General features: G+C 41.1%; 14 protein-coding genes and 1 tRNA gene. 14 read left to right on the top strand and 1 reads right to left on the bottom strand.

Features of this window, described 5'->3' with window-relative positions:
- The first annotated feature begins 34 nt into the window (after positions 1-34).
- The 7 genes from rpsO (at position 35) to ACQ76V_RS10820 (ending at position 7,710) form a co-directional block, all read left to right on the top strand.
- Complete coding sequence (gene rpsO, locus ACQ76V_RS10850; RefSeq protein WP_441000522.1) at positions 35-304, top strand: 30S ribosomal protein S15; 270 nt, start codon at positions 35-37, stop codon at positions 302-304.
- 153 nt (positions 305-457) lie between these two features.
- A complete protein-coding gene (gene pnp / locus ACQ76V_RS10845; RefSeq protein WP_441000521.1) occupies positions 458-2,578 on the top strand; it encodes a polyribonucleotide nucleotidyltransferase in 2,121 nt (706 codons plus the stop codon).
- A gap of 193 nt (positions 2,579-2,771) precedes the next feature.
- Positions 2,772-4,031 carry a M16 family metallopeptidase gene (locus ACQ76V_RS10840; RefSeq protein ID WP_441000520.1) on the top strand — a complete coding sequence of 420 codons (1,260 nt, stop codon included), beginning with the start codon at positions 2,772-2,774 and terminating at the stop codon, positions 4,029-4,031.
- An 86-nt stretch (positions 4,032-4,117) separates the two neighbouring features.
- Entirely contained in the window at positions 4,118-5,614 is a 1,497-nt protein-coding gene (locus tag ACQ76V_RS10835; RefSeq protein WP_441000519.1) for an asparagine--tRNA ligase, read from the top strand.
- A 72-nt stretch (positions 5,615-5,686) separates the two neighbouring features.
- On the top strand, positions 5,687-6,745 hold the full coding sequence (holA, locus tag ACQ76V_RS10830) for a DNA polymerase III subunit delta (RefSeq protein WP_441000518.1): 1,059 nt from the start codon (positions 5,687-5,689) through the stop codon (positions 6,743-6,745).
- A 75-nt stretch (positions 6,746-6,820) separates the two neighbouring features.
- Positions 6,821-7,435 carry a sigma-70 family RNA polymerase sigma factor gene (locus tag ACQ76V_RS10825; RefSeq protein ID WP_441000517.1) on the top strand — a complete coding sequence of 205 codons (615 nt, stop codon included), beginning with the start codon at positions 6,821-6,823 and terminating at the stop codon, positions 7,433-7,435.
- 62 nt (positions 7,436-7,497) lie between these two features.
- Positions 7,498-7,710 (top strand): hypothetical protein, encoded by a 213-nt coding sequence (locus tag ACQ76V_RS10820; RefSeq protein WP_441000516.1) that lies wholly within the window; start codon positions 7,498-7,500, stop codon positions 7,708-7,710.
- Between the two features lie 162 nt (positions 7,711-7,872).
- Here ACQ76V_RS10820 and ACQ76V_RS10815 read toward each other — a convergent pair whose 3' ends face one another.
- The gene (locus ACQ76V_RS10815; protein WP_441000515.1) at positions 7,873-8,841 is read right to left on the bottom strand and encodes a phosphoribosylaminoimidazolesuccinocarboxamide synthase; all 969 of its coding nucleotides are present in this window, start codon (positions 8,839-8,841) and stop codon (positions 7,873-7,875) included.
- A 171-nt stretch (positions 8,842-9,012) separates the two neighbouring features.
- Here ACQ76V_RS10815 and ACQ76V_RS10810 point away from each other — a divergent pair, with 171 nt between their 5' ends.
- From ACQ76V_RS10810 to ACQ76V_RS10780, 7 genes are all read left to right on the top strand, one after another.
- Complete coding sequence (locus ACQ76V_RS10810) at positions 9,013-9,990, top strand: phytoene/squalene synthase family protein (protein ID WP_441000514.1); 978 nt, start codon at positions 9,013-9,015, stop codon at positions 9,988-9,990.
- Between the two features lie 100 nt (positions 9,991-10,090).
- Positions 10,091-10,801, top strand: coding sequence for an alpha/beta hydrolase-fold protein (locus tag ACQ76V_RS10805; RefSeq protein WP_441000513.1), 711 nt, complete (start codon positions 10,091-10,093; stop codon positions 10,799-10,801).
- A 9-nt stretch (positions 10,802-10,810) separates the two neighbouring features.
- Complete coding sequence (gene accC, locus ACQ76V_RS10800) at positions 10,811-12,322, top strand: acetyl-CoA carboxylase biotin carboxylase subunit (protein ID WP_441000512.1); 1,512 nt, start codon at positions 10,811-10,813, stop codon at positions 12,320-12,322.
- Entirely contained in the window at positions 12,322-12,675 is a 354-nt protein-coding gene (locus ACQ76V_RS10795; protein ID WP_441000511.1) for a DUF4260 domain-containing protein, read from the top strand. Before accC ends, ACQ76V_RS10795 begins: the two co-directional genes overlap by 1 nt.
- Before the next feature lie 107 nt (positions 12,676-12,782).
- The gene (gene murQ / locus ACQ76V_RS10790; protein WP_441000510.1) at positions 12,783-13,712 is read left to right on the top strand and encodes an N-acetylmuramic acid 6-phosphate etherase; all 930 of its coding nucleotides are present in this window, start codon (positions 12,783-12,785) and stop codon (positions 13,710-13,712) included.
- A gap of 157 nt (positions 13,713-13,869) precedes the next feature.
- Entirely contained in the window at positions 13,870-14,553 is a 684-nt protein-coding gene (locus ACQ76V_RS10785) for an energy transducer TonB (protein ID WP_441000509.1), read from the top strand.
- A 45-nt stretch (positions 14,554-14,598) separates the two neighbouring features.
- Positions 14,599-14,686: transfer RNA gene (locus ACQ76V_RS10780), tRNA-Ser, on the top strand.
- Positions 14,687-14,692: the final 6 nt, after the last annotated feature.

Here is a 14,692-nt window from a genome sequence, read left to right as displayed (position 1 = left end):
GTTGTAGAAAAGATAAAAAGAATTTAATTAACACATGGCGATAACAAAAGAGCGAAAGGAAGAACTTGTCAAAAAATATGGTGGGTCAAAGGACAATACCGGGTCCACTGAAGCTCAGATTGCAATATTGACTGAGCGAATAAATGATCTTACAGATCATATTCAGGAAAATACACAAGATCATCACTCTCGAAGAGGATTGTTAAAACTGGTAGGGAAACGAAGAAAACTGCTCGACTACCTCAAGGACAACGATATTGAAACATATCGAGAGCTCATTAGTGATTTAGGAATTCGCAAGTAATTCTTTGAAAGGCACGTTATTGATGACGTGCCTTTTTTATGCTGCTCTTTTTAGCAGTATTTCCCTCCCTAATAGCATCAAGTACAAAGTTTTGAAATCATTACGTAAAGCTTTGTTTATATATTTTAAATTTGAATAGAATACAGTATTACGATGAAAGAAGATTTTAAAAGTGTAGAATTTGCACCAGGCAAAACATTATCGATAGAAACCGGTCGTATTGCAAAGCAGGCCGATGGTGCAGTTGTCGTACGCATGGGTGATACTATGGTATTATGTACAGCAGTGAGCTCCAAAGAACCTACGGATAAACCATTTTTCCCTTTAACCGTTGATCTGCGAGAAAGTTTTTCTGCCGGAGGCAAATTTCCCGGTGGCTTTATCAAGCGCGAAGGCCGCCCGAATGATAAGGAAGTCCTATCCAGTAGATTGATTGATCGAAGTCTACGTCCTCTTTTTCCGGATGGATATCGATTTGATACGCAAATAATCTGTTCTGTTCTTTCTTCTGACGGTGAACATGACGGCGACGTTCTTGGTGGTGTAGGAGCATCGGCGGCGTTGCATATTTCAGATGTTCCTTTCGCTGGTCCGATTGCTGAAGTTCGTGTCGGACGTGTCGATGGGGAGTATATAATCAATCCAACCATCAGCGAGATGAAACAGAGCGACATCGATATGATTATCGGTGGTACTGCTGAGAGTGTTATTATGATGGAAGGTGAGATGGAAGAGATTTCTGAAAAAGAAATGCTCGAGGCTATTAAAGTAGCCCATGAATCTATCCAAAAGCTGTGTGCATTCCAGGAAGAACTTCGGGATGAGTTCGGCAAAGAAAAACGTGATTTTGAGCCGGAACCTGTTGATGAAGATCTAAAAGCGAAGGTTCACGAACTTGCCGAAGAACGTATCCGAGAGCATGTAAATATCGGTCTTGGAAAAGAAAAGTACAGCGAAGGACTTCAAGAAATTAAAGACAGCGTCGTTGAAGAGCTGACCGAAACGGATGAATATGCTGAAGAAGGCGGTACAATCAAGGATATTCTGAGCAAGATTGAGAAAGAGGAACTACGCAATATGATTCTTGAGAAAAAGAAACGTATTGATGGACGTTCTCCTGAAGATGTTCGCGATATATGGACGCAAGTTGGATATCTTGCTCGCACTCATGGCTCGGCCATTTTTACACGTGGCGAAACCCAGGCACTTGTATCGGTAACCTTGGGAACCCAAAAAGATGCCCAGGCGATTGATACGCTGTTGACAGAAGAAGACAAAAAATTCTTCCTCCACTATAATTTTCCCAACTATAGTGTAGGCGAAGCCGGGTACATGCGCGGACCCGGTCGACGTGAAATTGGGCATGGACACTTGGCTGAGCGCTCAATAAGCAAGTTAATGCCTTCATTTGATGAGTTTGGGTATGTGATTCGTGTTATTTCTGATATTACAGAATCTAACGGATCATCTTCCATGGCATCTGTATGCGGTGGATCAATGGCTCTTATGGATGCCGGTGTGCCCCTCAAAAAACCTGTTGCGGGAATAGCAATGGGAATGATTGTTGGTGATGACAATGAGGTTGTACTATCTGATATCCGTGGCGAAGAAGATTTCATGGGTGATATGGACTTCAAAACAGCGGGTAGCCGAGACGGAATTACTGCTTGCCAGATGGATATGAAAGTAAGTGGGATCTCTTTTGAGAAGCTTGAAGAAGCTCTTGAGCAAGCCCGAAAAGGACGCTTGCACATTCTTGATAAAATGGCTGAAACCATTGATGAGCCAAGAGATCAGATTTCAGAGTTTGCACCACAGTTTGTTAATATGGAGATTGAAGCAGATGATATTGGTTCGGTAATTGGACCGGGCGGTAAAGTTATTCAGACGCTTCAGAAAGAAACAAACACTGAAATTTGGGTTGAAGAGGATGAAGAGCGCGGTAAAGGTAAAATTACAATAAGCGCTGATAAGCTTTCTAATGCTGAAGAAGCTAAAAAACGTATCCAGGGAATTGTTGGTCATCTCGAAGAAGGGGCCACATACCAAGGTACGGTGAAAGCGATCAAAGATTATGGCGCTTTTGTTGAAATTGTACCGGGTAAGGATGGGTTACTTCACGTCTCAGAAATTAATCACTCACATGTTGATAATGTGAGTGATGTACTTTCTGTAGGGGATGAGCTGGAGGTGAAACTCCTCAAGGTTGAGCATGGCGGTAAACTCCGTCTCTCACGAAAGGCCCTTATTCCTAAGGATGGAGACGATAACTAAGCTTATCAGAACTTCATAATTACGTCTTAGATTGCGCCATCTCGATTTTCGGGATGGCGTTTTGTTTTAGGGCAATAGGTTTCATCTGGATTTTGGTTTTAATTTTGATGAGTTAACATGATATAAACCGCAGTAGAGGTACGAATTTAAAAAATAAAATGAGAATTATATTCTCAATTAAATTGCATATTTCATGAGCACCACAAAGAATATGAAAGAAATCGATTTTGTAAATAAGACGATCTTAAATAACGGATTAAAGATTGTCACCGAAGATGTTGACAGCGTTAAAAGTGTGGCTGTGGGCATTTGGGCAAAAACCGGCAGTAGAAATGAAACGCACAAAATGGCGGGGGTTACCCATTTTTTGGAGCACATGTTGTTTAAGGGAACCGAAAATCGTTCTTCACTGGATATCGCTATGAGTATGGAATCAGTCGGAGGATATCTAAATGCCTTTACGTCCTCCGAGTATACCTGTTATTATTCTCGGTGTCTTAATACGCAGCTCGAACGCGCACTGGACGTACTTTCAGATATGGTTCTGCATCCATCATTTCCAGAAGATGAAATAGAGAAGGAGAAAAAGGTTGTTATCGAAGAGATGAAGATGTACCGTGACAGCCCCAATGACTATCTTTTTGAGCAGTTCAGCGGACATATATTCAAAGGTCATCCGTTGGGAAATTCAACGTTGGGATTTGAAGATACAGTTTCGGCTTTTGAACGGCAGGATTTGTACGATTATATGGATGAGCGCTATCAGCCCTCAAATCTACTGGTAGCTGTAGCGGGAAATGTAGATCATGAGAGGGTAGTAGAACTTGTGAATGATTATTTTAGTGCAGTGGAACCGGAGGATACTGTTGATAAGAATCCTCCACTGCCGGATTATGAAGTAGATAATTTAAAACTTACCAAGCCCATTGAGCAGACCCATCTAATTGCCGGTCGAAGGGGTCTTCATTATAATCACGAAGATAAATATCGACTGCTGCTTGCCAACACGGTATTGGGCGGAGGAATGAGTTCTCGGTTGCATCAGAATGTCCGGGAAAAGTATGGCTATTGTTATTCGATCACTTCCTTTAATCAGTCATACAGTGATACCGGATTGTATGGGATCTATGTAGGTACCGATAAGGATTATGTTGAACATGTACGTGAGCTAATTAAAGCCGAACTCGATAAGCTGAAGCAAAATCCCATCCCGGAACAAGAACTGGCGGAGGCCAAAGCTCAACTCAAAGGGAAGTTGATGCTCTCGGTTGAAAGTATGAATAATCGAATGTCACGGTTAGCGAAAAGTGAAATCTATTTTGACCGTTTTGTTACGCTTGATGAACTCCAAGAAAAAATTGATGAGGTTGATGCTGATCAGGTTCAGGATTTCGCTCAGGAATTTTTTGATAACAATCAATTTTCTGAGGCTTTGCTTTTGCCTGAAACGTAAGAATTTTCGTTTCGAGTCTGATTAGAAATGATTAGTTTCGAGCTCCATATTTTACCAAAAGTATTAACAAAATTATTCATTGAAGCATGGTTTATATCAGTAATTTGTCCGATCACGTTGATGAAGAAGTAACACTCAAAGGGTGGGTTTATAACTACCGAAGTAGCGGAAGTCTCTATTTTGTTGAAATGCGTGATGGTTCAGGAATCTGTCAATGCGTGGTAGCACAAGATGCCGTGAGTGAGGAAGCCTGGGAGCAGACAGAAGCACTTCGCCAAGAGACCTCGCTTCAAATTACGGGTAAAGTTGTTGAAGATGAGCGGAGTGTTGGTGGACATGAACTACAAGTCACTGATCTGAAAATTTACCAAGTTGCGGAAGACTATCCCATTACCCCCAAAGAACATGGTGTTGAGTTCTTGATGGAAAATCGTCACCTGTGGCTGAGAAGTCAAAAACAGTGGGCAGCTATGCGGGTGCGAAACGAGATTATTTATGCCATCCATACTTTTTTCCAGGAACGCGGTTTTGTTCAGATGGATGCCCCAATTTTTACCGGCAATGCCGCTGAGGGCACAACGAATCTTTTTGAAACGGAATACTTTGAAGACCAGGCTTACTTAACGCAATCCGGACAGCTATATGGCGAAGCCATGGCCATGGCGCATGGATTGATTTACACTTTTGGTCCGACGTTTAGAGCCGAAAAAAGTAAAACGCGTCGTCATTTGACCGAATTCTGGATGATAGAACCCGAGATGGCGTTTTATGATCTGGATATGAATATGGATCTGGCTGAGGACTTCATCAAGTTCATTGTAAAACGCGTGATTGACCGGCGTCCTAAAGAGCTTGAAATCTTAGAGCGAGATACTTCAAAACTGCGTAAAGCCGTGGATGAGGGCTTTCCTCGTATATCCTATACCGAAGCTGTTGAACAGCTTAAGAGCGACGATATGGCCGCTATGCTTGATCAAATGGTCGAAGATCGTAAGAAGGAAGCAGCAGAGCTTAAAGAAGAACGCGAAGAGATTGAGAAAGAACGCGGACAAGCCAAAAAGTGGCGAAAGGCACAGATTGATGAGCGTGTCATAGAGATTGGCAAGCGACTGGATGAAATTGAAGAAGATTTACGAAATATACCTGATTGGAGGGAATCTGCTCTCAATTTTGAATGGGGTGAAGACTTTGGCGGCAGCGATGAAACCTTGCTGACGATGAAATACGATACGCCTATTTTGGTGCATCGTTTTCCCGCAGCAATTAAAGCTTTTTATATGAAGCGTGATCCCCAAGACGAAAAACTGGCGTTGGCTTGCGATATGCTGGCTCCAGAAGGCTACGGTGAAATTATTGGTGGAAGTGAACGCGAAGATGATTTGGAAACACTCCGCAAGCGTATAAATGAACACGGGCTGTCAGAAGATACCTTCCAATGGTATCTTGATCTACGTCAATACGGTTCGGTACCACACTCCGGATTTGGCTTAGGACTGGAGCGAACGGTAGCTTGGCTTTGCGGTTTGGATCATGTCCGTGAGACTATTCCATTTCCACGTATGATGGGAAGACTAACACCTTAGTTACTGGGTAATGGTTATTAGTTTTATTTGGAGTTTTCTTTTTAACTGATAACCAATCATTAATAACAAACGATGGCTAAAAAAACCAGTATAGAACTCTATTCGGAAATCCTTCAGGAGTTAAAATCCGAGGACCGGAAGCCCGTATATTTTTTCTATGGAGAAGAAGAGTTCTTTCTGGATAAGCTCCAAGAAGTGGTCGAGGGGTTAATTCCAGAAGATCAAAAGGATTTTAATTTTGATCTTCTTTATGGTCGTGACGTTACCCCCGAAAAGGTCTTATCAATCATTCGAAGTTATCCGATGATGGCTGAACAGCGTGTAGTTATCTTGCGGGATTTTAAAGAGTTATCCGGTTACGGAGCACAAGCCGAAGGATACCAGGGAGAAATAAACGATTTGATTCCTTATTTGGAGCAGCCCAATCCAACCACACTGTTTGTTTGTATAGATACCAAAAAGCCGTCGGGTCATTCTAAAATTGGAAAAGCATTTAAGAAGCATGCAGGATTTTACGAATTTGAAGAAGTGCCCGACTACCGTCTACCTGACTGGATTATTAGTTGGGCTAAAAAGCATCATAATAAAAGAATTGAACCGCCAGCGGCCCAAATGCTGGCGCAATATGTGGGCAACAGCTTGCAGTTACTGTCCACAGAAATAGATAAAGTGTGTACTTTTGTAGACACTTCTGATACCATTGCAGAGAGCCAAATAAAAGAAATAATCGGCCTTTACCGCGAATATTCGGTGTTTGAACTTAAAGACGCCATCTTTTCGCGCAATTTGGATGAGGCCCTGTTTATAGCGGAACAGATGTTGCAACACTCTAAAGCGAACACGGGAGAAATTATTCGTTCCGTGGGGTTCTTTTACAATGTGTTTTCAAACATCTGGCAAATTCGCCGGTTAGCTGGACAGGGTAATTCCAAAAAACAAGTTCAAAATACCTTAGGTATCAACAACAGTTGGTATTTCAATAAGCTTTGGAAAGACGCTTCAGTTTTTCAACTGGCCGAGATGCCCAGAATATTTGAAGCACTCTTGGATGCCGATCGAGCATCGAAAGGTTTTACCAAGATGGACCCTTCGACGATACTTCTCCTGATGATCAAACGGATCATCGGTTAGCAAAAATTTATTTTACCCATAACGGAAAGCTGATGATCCTCGCAATTATTAACTGCAATCAAAGAAGGGGTCATTATGCAAGCTATTTCCAAGGCGAAGTTACATAAAATGTCTGATGAAGATCTGATGGAAAAATTCCAGTCAGGATATGAACAAGCTTTTAATATTTTGGTCAATCGGTATCAGGATCGGTTGCATAACTTTTTGTATCGCTATACCCATGATCACCAGGACTGTGAGGATTTAGTACAAGAGACGTTCTTTCGTGTTTTCCGTAGCCGTCATTCATACGAACGTATTGCGAAATTCTCCACTTGGATGTACACCATCGCCATAAATCTGGCCAAAAGCTTGTATAAAAAGAAAAAACGAATGACCAAGGTTACTATTCATAAAGATCCGGATGACTCAGAAGATCGTCCCATGAAGTTGGAGGATTCAGGTATTTTGCCAGACGACTTGCTGCACGAAAAAATGTGCATGGATCAACTTGAAAAAGCATTAAAAGAACTTAGTGATGATTTTCGTGAAGTGGTTGTATTGCGTGATATCCAACAACTATCATACGAAGAGATCTCTGAAATAGCAGACCTACCAATGGGTACGGTTAAGTCGCGTATTAACCGTGGACGGGCTCAATTACAGGAATTATTAGAAAATTACGTCTACCCCGAAACAATTTCTGCATAATTCAGTTAGAGGGTAATAGATAAGGTACTTGAACTTGTATATAATCTATTACCCTCTTTACTATGAAACCTACAGCATTTGACAGTGACGGTATACTCACTGATTTTTTAACTGATTACTTGGATGATAACCTTGAAAGGGGAGAGCGAGAATCTTTTGAAGAGTATTTATCCCAAAATGGCGATGAAAGAGTCTTTGCTCGTAAAGCGATGAAAGGGAAAAAAGCCTTAGCACGTTTTGCAGATAAACTTAACGTGCCCTCAGTAACAGCGTAGCCTCGGAAAAATATTTCAACGGTTTATTATTGTTTAGATATAACTCTGAAATCACTATTCATTTCGGAATTGAGTTTAAATAATACTCCTACTTTTCTACATACAAACAAAGGTTCTGGCTTTAGCAAAAGGAGCTGCATTGTTTTGAGGGACTAAGATTAATCAATACTGATTAAAGATATCCCTTAACTCATTATTGAATGAATTCATATCAATAGGAGTAGGTTCAAATGTTTTTCCGGTAAGTTTTTCGAAAAGCTCGGTATAGCGGTTATATACCTTGATGCGAAATTCATCAGGAAGATCCGGCAATTTTTGTCCTTCCTTGCCTTGGAAATCGTGATCCATCAGCCATTCTCTAAGAAACTCCTTAGAAAGTTGTTTTTGTGGCTCACCTTTTTCGAGTCGCTCCTTATATCCATCCATATAGAAGTATCGCGAAGAATCGGCCGTATGTACTTCATCAATAAGGGTGACTTCACCGTTGTGTAATCCAAATTCATACTTGGTATCCACAAGGATAAGTCCTTGCTTATTGGCTATTTGTTGTCCGCGCTTGAAAACTTGAAAAGCCTTCTTACGAACTTCCTTCCAGATATCTTCTTGTACAATTCCTTGATCTAATATTTCCTTTTCTGATATATCCTCATCATGTCCTTCTTCAGCTTTGGTTGCAGGCGTTAGAATCGGTTCTTTAAACCTTTGGTTTTCAACCATTCCGTCGGGAAGCACTACTCCACAAAGCGTACGTTTGCCTGAATTGTAAACGCGTGCGGCATGTCCTGTTAGGCAAGCTCGAATAACTACTTCGATGGGAATGGGCTCACATTTTTTAGCAATCGTTACATTGGGATGGGGGACATCAACAACATGGGTAGCAACAAGATCATCCACCTTTTCAAAGGCAAAAGCGGCCAGTGAATTAAGAATCTGTCCCTTGTAGGGGATGGCTTTTTTCATGATATGGTCGAAAGCAGAGATGCGATCACTGGCGACAATAGCTAATTTATCATCATCCAAAGGGTAAACGTCACGCACTTTTCCTCGGTAAGGTTCGGGGTAGCCGGGTACATCGGTTTGGGTTATGCAATTATTTAACGCTTTGGTATTGATTTGAGAAGAATTATCCACAAGAGTAATAATTTTTAATAAAAGAGATCAGTAGAAAATCATAAAAACTTACCAAGAATAGAAATGTAATTATTAGATCATTTTAATTACCAGGCGTTATAAAAATTTATAGGAACTTTTTTACAGGGATATTGCATTGGGTATAGTACAAGTAGAAAATATATTGTATTAATGACAGACCTTTTTCAAATACCATACGCGTTGCTCAAGCCTATTTATCAGCGCACTTCTTTTCATCGTTCGGTTATAGAAGAGCTGAATGATGAGCGTCTTAAAGAGGCTTATGCTGAATGCAGGTCTATCACCCGGCACCATGCTAAAACGTTTTACATGGCGACCCGTTTTTTACCGAACCATAAGCAGCGTGGCATTTTTGCAATATATAGCCTGTGCCGGTATATCGACGACTTGGTAGATGAGGCAGAAGATCTGTTAGAGAAACGTGAACTCACCGAAGATGATATTCGTATAAAATTGGAATCTTGGAAACAGAAACTGCGGGATACCTATAATGGTCAATCCCATGATAATGATATTCTTATAGCATTTTCCGATGTTCTGCGACGATATCATATCCCCATAGAAATGCCATTTGAGCTTATGGAAGGGGTTTGTATGGACTTATTCAAAAATAGATACCAGACCTTTGATGAGTTGTATGATTATTCTTTCAAGGTGGCTTCAATTGTGGGTTTGATGACCAGCCAGGTTTTTGGATATGAATCAAAAGAGGCCTTGGGCTATGCTGTTGATTTGGGTATTGCAATGCAGTTGACTAATATTTTGCGGGATGTTGGGGAAGATCTGCGTCGAAATAGAATCTATTTGCCGCAAGAGGATATGGTTCGTTTCAACGTTACGGAAGAAGAGTTATTTAATTACAAGCAGACCGGAAATGTTATTGATTTGTTGGATTTCCAGATTCAACGGACTCGCAGGTATTATCAGCGATCGGAACAAGGGATTAGTCTACTGAGTAGCGACAGCCGTTTGCCTGTATATTTAGCTCGGCAAAATTATGGTCGTATTCTGAATAAAATTGAGGAAAATAATTATAACGTATTTAGCAAAAGAGCCTATTTAAACGCTACAGAAAAGTTTTCCATTCTTCCCCGGGCTTATTATCAGATGAAAGTAGCGCATTCCTGATTTTGTTTTAAGATTAGGTGAGATCTTCGTTTACACAAATCAATAGGAACTGTTATATTCCATTCAAATTTTATTGCCGATCTAATCAAAACAGAGGCGAATGGAAGCAAAAATAAAGAAATGGCGGAGTCCCAGTCTGGGTAAGGACATGGAGATGGCTGTTTATGGAGAGACAGGCACACCGGTAATAGGGATTCCCACAAGAGGAGCTACTTGTAAGCAATGGGAAAAGTTTGGGATGACTGATTCCATTTCTTATCAGTTGGACAACGGATTTAATCAACTTTTTGCATTACCGTCTATTGATAATGAAGCGCTGCTCAATAAAAATGCCTCCCCTGAACAACGTTTGATTCGCCAGCAACAATACGAATCATATATTGTTGAAGAAGTTGTGCCTTTCATTAAAGACCAAAATAGTATCGAATTTATTATAATCGCCGGTGTTGACTTTGGGGGATATCATGCGATTACATCTGCCCTCAAGTATCCTGAAGTATTTGGGAAAGCAATTGGGATAAGCGGAATTTATGATATCAGGCCGTATATAGACGATTATTACGACGATGATGTTTACTACAGTAATCCCATGGATTTTGTGCCAAACCTAAATAAAAAGTCTTTACTTGATAAGGTTCAGGATATTGATTTTCGGCTGGTAAGTTATGAAGAAGATAAGCGAATTAACGATGCTGTACGCATGGATAACGTAATGCGGATGAAATTTTTAGATCATCACCTTGATATTTGGTCTGATGGTGCTGACGAATGGGATTTATGGCCACAAATGTTAAAAACGCACATCATTTAAAAAATAGTTATGCCAGAGATTAACAAGATTTTGGTAGCAAACCGCGGCGAAATTGCTTTACGTGTAATTCGAACCTGTAAAGAGCTGGGTAAAAAGACGGTAGCTGTATACTCTACACCTGATGCCGATGCTCCGCACGTATTACAGGCCGATGAATCCGTTCATATCGGTCCGGCTGCATCTTCAGAAAGTTACTTGGTGATCGATAAAATAATTCAGGCTGCAAAAGATACCGGAGCTGATGCCATCCACCCGGGCTATGGATTTTTGAGCGAAAATGGGGATTTCTCAGAGCGGTGCCGCGAAGAAGATATTATCTTTATTGGTCCAAAGGCAAAGTCTATCAGATTGATGGGAGATAAGACGGCGGCCCGTGAAATCATGGGCAAAGCTGATGTTCCATTTCCACCTGGTACAAAAAAAGAGCTCGAAGATGTTGAGGAGGCTGAAAAAATAGCCGATGAAATTGGCTACCCGGTGTTGGTAAAAGCGGCTGCCGGGGGCGGCGGTAAAGGTATGCGCATCGTCAATAATAAAGATGAGTTTCGTTCTGGCATAAAAGCTGCTAAGTCAGAAGCAAGGAATGCCTTTGGGGATGACCGGGTGTATATCGAAAAATATTTGGTAGAGCCGCGGCATGTTGAATTTCAGATAATTGCTGACGAGCATGGTAATACCCTTCATGTATTCGATCGGGAATGCTCAATTCAGCGCCGACACCAAAAAGTAATCGAAGAAGCACCGTGCTCAATTTTGACGCCTGATCTGCGTTCAGAAATGGCCGAAGCTGCTATTGCTGCAGCAGAGGCGGTAGATTATGTGGGAGCAGGCACCATTGAATTTTTAGTGGATGCAGAACGGAATTTCTATTTCCTTGAGATGAATACTCGTCTACAGGTTGAACATCCGGTAACAGAATTAATTACCGGTTTGGATTTGGTTGAATTACAGATTTTGGTAGCCGAAGGGAAAGTGCTGCCTGTTTCGCAGAATGATATCCAAATGAACGGACATGCTGTGGAATGCCGTATTTATGCCGAGGATCCACGGGACAACTTCTTGCCGAGTACCGGTACATTGAGTAAACATCGAATTCCATCGGGCAACGGTGTGCGTGTGGATTCAGGAGTAGAAGAAGGACAGAAGGTAACCATTAATTATGATCCTATGATTTCGAAGCTTTGTACCTTTGGAATGGATCGAGATCATGCTATTAAGCGTATGCTTCGTGCACTTGATGAATATGAAATTGCGGGATGTCGAACCACCATTCCATTTTGCAAGTATGTATTAGAGCATGTATCATTTACGTCAGGTAACTACGATACGCATTTTGTACCAGATCATTTTAGCAGGGAAAAACTTGACGCAGAAATTACAGATGACGACAAAGTAAAAGCTCTGGCTGCATCTCTGCTTAAAATGGAGGATAGTGGACAGGAAGAAAAGCAGAAGCTAAAAAATAATTCTTCCAATGGGACATATTCTGACTGGTGGAAACACCGCAGCAAGAAAAAATAATGAAATCACTCATTAAGCTTGAGGAGCTGGCGATGTTTCTTTTCGCCGGCTTATTATTTTGGTACACTGATTTTGTTTGGTGGTTGTTTCCGGCATTGTTATTGGTACCCGATGTGAGCATGGTCGGATATGCAATGAATAATAAAATGGGGGCTTATCTCTACAATATTGTTCATCATAAAGGATTGGCTTTGTTAATCTACAGTATGGGCATTTTTATGAAATCCCCAACTATAGAATTGGTGGGTATCATTTTGTTTGCACACTCTTCGATGGATCGGCTTTTTGGTTTTGGATTAAAGCATATTAATTCTTTTCGACACACTCATCTTGGAAAAATTGGCGGCTCATAACGCCTAATTTTTGATAACGTCTTATTTCATTATTGACTTTTCTGTTATCCCCAAATCCGTTTAACTTAAGTGAGTTAATGCAATCATATAACTAATACTCTATCAGCGTGAAAAAAGAAGACCAGGAGCTTTTTGACCAATTAAAGAAACTTGATACAGAGCAACGAAATCCGAATACAAAAAAAATTGATGTTGCGGATTCACTACAAATTGCACGGCTGATTAATGCCGAAGACAAGAAGGTTGCAGATGAGGTTGAAAAGAAACTTCCGCAAATTGCACAAGCAATTGATATGGTAAAGCAAGCCTTTGATAAGGGGGGAAGGTTGATTTATGCGGGAGCTGGAACAAGCGGGCGATTGGGAATACTGGATGCCGCCGAATGTCCGCCTACGTTTGGATCAGATCCTAAACAAGTAGTTGGGTTAATTGCCGGGGGCAAGGATGCTGTTTTTGAGGCCCAGGAGGGGGCCGAAGATTATGAGATAAATGGGCGGAAAGCTTTGCAGGAGATCGACCTTGAGTCGGATGACATTATTTGTGGATTGGCCGCCAGCGGGCGAACGCCGTATGTGCATGGTGCCTTAAAAGCGGCTCAAGAAAAGGGATGCAACACAATTTTTGTGACAACGGTACCCGGTAATCAAATTGATATCGATATTGATGTTTTGATTGATGTTTCTGTAGGACCTGAAGTAATTATGGGAAGTACCCGCATGAAAAGTGCTACGGCTCAAAAAATGGTGTTGAATATGATTACTACGGGAGCCAATATCCGTCGAGGAAAAGTTTATGAGAATGTGATGGTTGATTTACAGCTTTCTAATCAGAAATTACACGAACGTTCAAAACGAATTGTCATGATGTTTACAGATCTTGATTATGAGGAGACGGATAAATTGCTCCAAGCTGCAGACGGCCATGTAAAAACAGCATTAGTCATGGCATTAGGGAAACTGAATAAAGATGAGGCGCAGAATAAATTAAATACCCATAATGGATTTATCAGAAAAGTGTTAGAAGAGGTGAGACTGTAATTAATAGATGTATTATTAGGCATGTTTTTTTGCCAGCTTCCCCTTGCAAAACTCATTTCAGGATTTACTAATATCACAATGGCAATGAATGATAAGCCGATGTTTATTCGTTGATAGTAAATGAATCTTCATACTTGCTTAGATATCCGTACATATTTTGTCTGATCTTAAAAAATATATAGTAGACAGTGAGCGTGGATATCACATTCGTATTATGGCGGCATTAATAGTCGTTGAAGTAATTGCCATTTTGTTTTTTAGTTTTTGGCCGGTTAATGAATCTACTTCTATAAATCAGAAAATTGATTTTTCAGATGACACTATTGCCATTGAAGATGTAGTGCGCACAAAGCAACAAAACAGCCCACCGCCTCCACCAAAACCGCAGACTCCCATACCCGAACCTACTGATGAGATAATTGAAGAAGAACCCATTGAGTTGGATGATTTAAACGTCAGTAAGTATTCTGACTCGCTATCTGTTGAAATGATCGGTAGTGATGGCGATGCTGATCAACCTGTGTCAAGTCCACAAGTTGCCCCACAAGTTATTCATATTGTCGAACCAACTGTTCCTGAAGCTGCAAAGAAAGTAAATATCAAAGCCGAAGTTTGGGTGAATTTTTTGGTTGATACAGATGGGAAAGTTGAAGAAGCCAGTATTGCCGAAGTTGTATTGTATGATCAAGAATCGGGAGAGAAAAGAACGGTAGATCGGATTAACTATGGACTTACCGAGGCAACGCTAACAGCTGCTTTGCAGTGGAAATTTCGACCGGCACGGAATAACGGTCAGCCTGTAAAGGCATACAGCAGACAAATTTTTACGTATGGATTTTAACATTGATATCAGATAGAAAATAACCTATATTTGCGACTCTTTATTGGAGAGGTGGCCGAGCGGTCGAAGGCGCACGCTTGGAAAGCGTGTGTGCGTCTAGCGCGTACCGAGGGTTCGAATCCCTCCCTCTCCGCATAAT

Origin of the sequence: Fodinibius sp. SL11 (assembly GCF_052060035.1) — a bacterium.
Lineage (GTDB): Bacteria > Bacteroidota > Rhodothermia > Balneolales > Balneolaceae > Fodinibius.
Note: the sequence above shows the minus strand (reverse complement) of the source record. Positions and strands in the feature narration are given on the sequence as shown.

Excerpts from the sequence above, each read along its gene's own strand:
- rpsO (WP_441000522.1), top strand. The coding sequence starts at position 35 with ATGGCGATAACAAAAGAGCGAAAGGAAGAACTTGTCAAAAAATATGGT.
- pnp (WP_441000521.1), top strand. The coding sequence starts at position 458 with ATGAAAGAAGATTTTAAAAGTGTAGAATTTGCACCAGGCAAAACATTA.
- ACQ76V_RS10840 (WP_441000520.1), top strand. The coding sequence starts at position 2,772 with ATGAGCACCACAAAGAATATGAAAGAAATCGATTTTGTAAATAAGACG.
- ACQ76V_RS10835 (WP_441000519.1), top strand. The coding sequence starts at position 4,118 with ATGGTTTATATCAGTAATTTGTCCGATCACGTTGATGAAGAAGTAACA.
- holA (WP_441000518.1), top strand. The coding sequence starts at position 5,687 with ATGGCTAAAAAAACCAGTATAGAACTCTATTCGGAAATCCTTCAGGAG.
- ACQ76V_RS10825 (WP_441000517.1), top strand. The coding sequence starts at position 6,821 with ATGCAAGCTATTTCCAAGGCGAAGTTACATAAAATGTCTGATGAAGAT.
- ACQ76V_RS10820 (WP_441000516.1), top strand. The coding sequence starts at position 7,498 with ATGAAACCTACAGCATTTGACAGTGACGGTATACTCACTGATTTTTTA.
- ACQ76V_RS10810 (WP_441000514.1), top strand. The coding sequence starts at position 9,013 with ATGACAGACCTTTTTCAAATACCATACGCGTTGCTCAAGCCTATTTAT.
- ACQ76V_RS10805 (WP_441000513.1), top strand. The coding sequence starts at position 10,091 with ATGGAAGCAAAAATAAAGAAATGGCGGAGTCCCAGTCTGGGTAAGGAC.
- accC (WP_441000512.1), top strand. The coding sequence starts at position 10,811 with ATGCCAGAGATTAACAAGATTTTGGTAGCAAACCGCGGCGAAATTGCT.
- ACQ76V_RS10795 (WP_441000511.1), top strand. The coding sequence starts at position 12,322 with ATGAAATCACTCATTAAGCTTGAGGAGCTGGCGATGTTTCTTTTCGCC.